We start from the raw sequence: 5,520 nt of genomic DNA on the forward strand, positions 1-5,520 counted from the left end.
GCCGCGGCCGACACAGTGGCGATGTCGGCGGCCCCGGTCTCCAGCCACTCCAGGACCTCGTGGTCCGAGCCCTCCATCACCGCGAGCCGCACCCGCGGATGCGCCTCGGCGAACCGGCGCAGCAGAGGCGGCAGCAGCCGGGCGTTGGCGCTGGGGATGACGCCGACGCGCAGGCTGCCCCGCTCCTGCCCGCGGATCGCGGCCACCTCCTGTTCCAGCGCCTCCGCCTGGGTGAGGATGAGCGTCGCGCGGCGGCACACGGCCCGCCCCGCCGCGGTCAGGCGCACTCCCTGGCTGCCCCGCACCAGCAGCGCCACCCCGAGCTCGCTCTCCAGCGCGCGCAACGCGTGACTGACGGCGGACTGGGTGGTGGCCAGTTCCTCGGCGGCCCTGGTCATGTTGCCGGTCCGCGCGACCGCCTGCAGGATTCTGAGCTGGGTGAACGTCATAGCGCCGCACGCAGCAGACCGGCCACCAAGGGGTGCGGCTCCTCGGGACGCGAGCGGGCCTGCGGCACGAACAGCGTGGCCACGTAGTACGGATGCCCGGGGATCTCCAGCACCCGGGCCTCTCCGTCGCCGTCCACGCCGGTGACCAGGAAGCCGCCGTCGTGCAGGATCGCCTGCCGGTCGGGGGCGAGGCCGAAATTGCAGTAGTACTCCTCCTCGACCTCGGTCCGCCCGTACAACGCGGCCACCCGGGAACCGGAAGCCAGCGTCACGGGCATGGTCTTGCCCGCCAGCGAGCAGGTCAGCTCCGACACGAACAAGGCCGAGGCGTACGGGTCGTACTCGGCGTGCTGGGCGTCCTCAAAGCCGAGCGCGTGGCGTGCGTACTCGATGACCATGTGCTGGCAGCCGCCGCACGTTCCCAGCGTGGGGACGCCGTGCTCGCGGCCGTGCCGGAGCGCGGCCAGAGCGCCGGACAGGCTGCGGTACGGGCTGCCGGGCGCACACCACAACACGTCGGCGGCCTCGACCTCGGCCAGGTCGGCCTGGAGCGGTTCGGTGGCGAGCCAGCGGACGTCCACCCCGATGCCGAGGTGCGCGGCGGCGTGGCGGAGGGCGTCGTCGGTGGCCAGGTGCGGAGGAAACGCCGGATCGCGGTCGCCGATGACCGCGACGCGCAGGGATCGGTCCATGGCCCTCACTATGCGACGGCCCCGTCATGAGCGCCAATGCCGAACCACGCCCCCGCCATGAGCGATCGCTCATGCCCACAACGCGAGGGGCAGAGCACTGACGCGTGGATGGGGCACACTGGCTTCCAGCAGGCGTAGGAATAGCCGGAATTCTGGTCAGCCTGAATGATTCCGCCTCACGACGGCCGGCGGCGGCAGGCCGATTCGGGGTGCCATCTCGGCATTTGCCTCCTCTTCCCAAGTCGTCGCCCGGACGAGTTCGCAGGGCAACGCTGCCGGCCGACTCCCGAGCCGCGCCAAGCGCGAGTCCGGCGTGGTACCCCGCGGTACGCCTTGCGGGTTCTCGCCGAAGGGGACATGCTGCGCCGACCTCGTCATGTTCCATGGGTACGCCGCGTTCGAAGCGGGCCAGGTAGAGGTCAGCCGGCTTCGGCGGGGCCGAGATGGCGGGTGTCGCCGAGGCTGACGACCGTGCGGTTGTGGAAGAAGTCGTCTTCGCGCAGCGTGGTGATGCTGCCCGAGGGCACCCGGAAACTGGCATGACCCACCGCGTTGATCGGCATCTTGATCCAGGACGTCACGACGCAGGTCAAGGAACCACCATGAGTCACGATGATCTGGTGTTCGCAGGGACGCTGCAAGATCTCGTCCATGGCCGCGTAGATGCGCCGCGCCAACGCCGCCTTGGTCTCGGCGCCCGCCACGCCCTCGTCGTGCTCCAATCGTTCCCCGACCGCCGGCGGCGGGATGAATCGTTGGTCCAGCCACTCCTGTGGCCTTCCCCCCGCCTCTCCGTAGGACTTCTCCCGAAGTCTGCGGTCCAGGATGGGTTGCACGCCGAACAGCTCGGCGACCTTCTCGGCGGTTTGCCTGGTGCGCTGGAGATCCGAGGAGAACAGCTCCACGTCGGCGCCATGAGGGATCTGGGCTCGCAGCGCCTGGGCGATGGAGCCTGCCGCGCTGAGGCCGGCCGGCGTCAGCCGCGAATCATGCCAGCCGCCGACGACCCTCTCGACGTGGTGCGTCGCCTCCGGATGGGTGACGGCGTAGATGGTGCGCATGCGTGACGTCTTCCTGTCGGGGCTCTTGAGTGATCTTAAGAGTCCGAGGCCGCACCCTGACGGTTGCCGCCGCAGGACGTGGAACGGCTCATCCTGGTGCCCGGGCCGGCAGCGGGAGGCTGCGGCCGTGGCCGGGGGAGTGTGGTGCCGCCCGTCAGCCCGCGCCGCCTCCACCGTCGCCCGCGCCGCCGCCTCCTCCGTCCCAGCCGCCGCTCCAGCCGCCGCCGCCGTCCCAGGTGCCGGTTCCGCTGTCGTCCGGGGTCCAGCCGACGGAGCCGCACTGGTCGTTCGGGGTGCTGGGGGCGGCCGGGTAGAGGTGGCCGTCCGGGATCGAACGTTTGCTGAGCTCGGCGGACAGGTGCGGGTCGCCGAGGTGGCTCAGTCCGTACAGTGCGAGCGGCACGGCCACGGCGTCGGTCTCGGCCCCGTACGGGTGTGCCAGGCGGGCCTTCTCCAACAGGTGGCGGCCCGCGCGGCCGAGCCGGACCGGCCGGCTCCTGACGTACAGGGTCCGGATCTTCCTGGCCGCCAGCCAGCTCGCGCCGAACCCGAACAGGGCAGCCACGCTCAGCGGCGGCGACTGCGCGACGATCATGTAGATCACGTCGGCCCCGGCGGCGACGGCCGCGACCGTGGGGATCAGCTTCAGGACGTCGCGGCAGACGCGGAACCCGGGCACGCTCCGGGAGTCGACGAGCAGGCCCAGGTCGGCGAGCCGGCGGCTGATCCCGGCGACCTCCGCGCTGTCCGCCAGGCGGCGCTTGACCTGGACGACCGGCGAGGTCCTGCGCTCGGCGAGGATCGCGACCAGCCGCTCCTCCACGGGGTATCCCGCCGTCACGGCCGTGGAGACGCGATGGATCTTCCCGCCTCGGGATACGCGGATCTCCCCTTCCCTGGCCAGCAGCCCGATCGCGGTGTCCGCCACCCGTACGGGACCGCCCGCGAGACAGGCGAGCTCGTAGTGGCCGAGGTCGACCTCGCGCAGCCCGCCGAGCCGCAGACGAGCGCGGACGTGCGCCATCTCGGCGGCGAGGACCGTGCCGACGGTGACCGCCCCGAGGAGCACCGCCAACCCTGCGAGGACCACATCCATGCCCACCTCCCGTGTTGTTGATCAACGCGTGAGGCGGGCACGAAGGTTCCGGCGAACGCCGCAGCCGGCCACCCCGGGCCCAGGAGCCGCCCGGGGACCCCTCATGGCGAGGCCGGCCGGGCCCGTCCGGGCTCCGGCCGGCCGTGCGAGCCGCGCGGGTCAGGGGTTGTCGTAACCGATCCACTGGATGTACCAGCCGAACTGCTGGGCGGTGCCCGGGGACAGCGCCGACGCGTCACGCCACTGCACGTAGACGCGGAACTTGGTGGCGGTGGCGTCGTAGACGGCGCTGGGGCCGACCAGGTTCCACTGGTTGCCGCCGGTGCCGCTGACGGAGGTGACGTAGACGGGACGCCCGGAGAAGTGCGCGGAGCTGGTGTCGACGTCGATGTAGATGCCGTTGGAGCCGTAAGCCTGCCAGCCCTGTCCTGGGGCGGTCTGACCGGAGGCGATGCGGGCGGTGGGCATGGGGGGATCCTTCCGTCCGAGGAGTTTGTCACGCTCAGTATTCGATCCATCACAAAGGGTGTCGAGGTCGGGAATGCTTGCCTCACGGCCACAGGAATCGAGCCGGAAAAGGGTCTGGCCACGTGCCGGGTCCCGTCCGCGGCTCGGCGGCCCCGGTCGCCCACCCGTTCACCGTCGTGTGCGGCACCCCCGAGAGCCGGGCGAGCTCCTTCTGCGTCACCCGGCCGGGGGTGTGGACGCGGGCCTGGTCCCACAGCCGCGCCAGCTCGGCCAGGACCCGGGAGCCCGACCCCTGCGGCCGGAACGGTGAATCCGCCACCACGTCCGCCTCTCCGCCCAGCGAGGACCGTCCTTCCGGATCAGGACCGTCCGTCTGGATCAGGACCGTCCTTCCGGATCCGGGACGGACCGGTTCGGATCACCGCCACCGGCAGCTTAATCCCGTGAATCCGGACCTGTCCGGCATACCTTCACCCTTGCCGCCGGCCCCGGTGTCATGGCCGGCATGACCGACAACCGAGCACCCCGCCGCGCCGCCTCCGCGTCGCGCCGCCGTTCCGCCCGCCTCCGCCGCACCCTCGCCGTCGCCCTGGCCCGCGGGGCCGCGGAAGCCGCCGGCGGCGGCCTCGTCGGCCTGCTGTTCTGGTGGATCACGCACCGTTGAGCCGGGCGTCCCGTCCCGGTTCGGGAGGCAGGAGGTCGAGCGCGCGGGCCCTGCGCAACGCCGTGACCCGGTCGTGCACGCCGAGCTTGCGGTACAGGTTCTCCTTGTGCTTGTTCACCGTCGCCTCCTTGATGGTGAGCCGGCGGCCGATGGCGTACGCGGTCAGCCCTTCGCTCAGCAACATCAGGACCGCCATCTCGCGCAGGGTGATCCCGTGCTCGGCCGGGTCCGCGAGCGCGGGCAGCCGGAAGACGGCCTTCTCGTGCGCTTCGACCGTGTCGAGGAGCGAACGCGCGAGAGCGGCGTACTCCAGGTCCCGGTCGCTGTAGCCGGTGCCGTCGCGGCTCATGATGACGCCGCGGATCTGTCCCGGACGGGCGTCCAGGGGCAGGGCGAGCTGGCGGTCGATGCCGATCGCCGCCCGGCCGGCGTGGTAGGCCTCGCTCTTCCACCAGTCGCCGTCGGCGACGTCGTCCATGGCCAGAGGGGTGCGGTCGCCGGTCCTGGCGTAGTGGCGGAGCAGCGGGTGCGCGCGCATGTGGGAGTGGATGAGGGCGTCCAGCGGCGCCTGGTGCAGCCAGTCGGGCGAGCCGGTCAGCGCGTGCCCGGTGCCCGCCGTCCAGTCCAGGTCGATGAGCACCGCCAGGTCTCCCGGCAGGTCCTTCGTCAGCCGCTCCATCAGCAGCGGCCAGACGCGTACGGGCTTTCTCGTCGTGAGGATGTCCATCGCCAGGTCGTGAATGCGTCGGCCATCGTCCCTGAACAATGACGTCATGGGCGCATTGTGCATGAACGGCTACCATCCGGCACAGCGATTCGGAAGTACGCACTTCTTCGTATTCATCGGCCCGGCCGGCCGGCGGGACAGTGGGGTGTCGGTCTCCATCGGCGGATGTGCGGGCGCGACTGGAGTACGGCAGTTTTTCGTCTTATCGTTACCAGGTGATGACGTTCCGTATCACTCTGGCTCCAGGCGGTGCGACCCAGAAGGAGTGACAGATGCCGTTCGACGACTACCAGCGGGAGAGCTCGCGGCGGATCGACCACCAGCGGGAGATGGTCCGGCGCTCCATGGACGAGTCGTCGCGCC

Annotated in this window: 8 protein-coding genes; 1 reads left to right on the forward strand and 7 read right to left on the reverse strand. The window is 71.1% G+C overall.

Going from position 1 to position 5,520, the window contains the following annotated elements:
* The 6 genes from ACWCSD_RS46785 to ACWCSD_RS46810 form a co-directional block, all read right to left on the reverse strand.
* On the reverse strand, positions 1–449 hold a 449-nt coding region (locus tag ACWCSD_RS46785), incomplete at its 3' end, for a LysR family transcriptional regulator (protein ID WP_449925304.1).
* The gene (locus tag ACWCSD_RS46790; RefSeq protein WP_397162723.1) at positions 446–1,141 is read right to left on the reverse strand and encodes a CTP synthase C-terminal region-related (seleno)protein; all 696 of its coding nucleotides are present in this window, start codon (positions 1,139–1,141) and stop codon (positions 446–448) included. The genes ACWCSD_RS46785 and ACWCSD_RS46790, both read right to left, overlap by 4 nt.
* Before the next feature lie 419 nt (positions 1,142–1,560).
* On the reverse strand, positions 1,561–2,202 hold the full coding sequence (locus ACWCSD_RS46795; protein ID WP_397162722.1) for a histidine phosphatase family protein: 642 nt from the start codon (positions 2,200–2,202) through the stop codon (positions 1,561–1,563).
* 154 nt (positions 2,203–2,356) lie between these two features.
* The gene (locus ACWCSD_RS46800) at positions 2,357–3,298 is read right to left on the reverse strand and encodes a TIGR04222 domain-containing membrane protein (protein WP_449925309.1); all 942 of its coding nucleotides are present in this window, start codon (positions 3,296–3,298) and stop codon (positions 2,357–2,359) included.
* A gap of 159 nt (positions 3,299–3,457) precedes the next feature.
* Complete coding sequence (locus tag ACWCSD_RS46805) at positions 3,458–3,766, reverse strand: hypothetical protein (RefSeq protein WP_352364304.1); 309 nt, start codon at positions 3,764–3,766, stop codon at positions 3,458–3,460.
* Positions 3,767–3,848: 82 nt separating this feature from the next.
* Positions 3,849–4,085, reverse strand: coding sequence for a helix-turn-helix domain-containing protein (locus ACWCSD_RS46810; RefSeq protein ID WP_449925313.1), 237 nt, complete (start codon positions 4,083–4,085; stop codon positions 3,849–3,851).
* A 186-nt stretch (positions 4,086–4,271) separates the two neighbouring features.
* On the opposite strand from ACWCSD_RS46810, the gene ACWCSD_RS46815 reads away from it, so the two are divergent.
* Positions 4,272–4,430, forward strand: a complete 159-nt coding sequence (locus ACWCSD_RS46815; RefSeq protein WP_387682619.1) for a hypothetical protein — start codon at positions 4,272–4,274, stop codon at positions 4,428–4,430.
* On the opposite strand, the gene ACWCSD_RS46820 is transcribed toward ACWCSD_RS46815, so the two are convergent.
* Positions 4,417–5,205 (reverse strand): helix-turn-helix transcriptional regulator, encoded by a 789-nt coding sequence (locus ACWCSD_RS46820; RefSeq protein WP_449925317.1) that lies wholly within the window; start codon positions 5,203–5,205, stop codon positions 4,417–4,419. The genes ACWCSD_RS46815 and ACWCSD_RS46820 overlap by 14 nt on opposite strands.
* Between the last annotated feature and the right edge of the window lie 315 nt (positions 5,206–5,520).

It is taken from the genome of Nonomuraea sp. NPDC001684 (genome assembly GCF_053596515.1).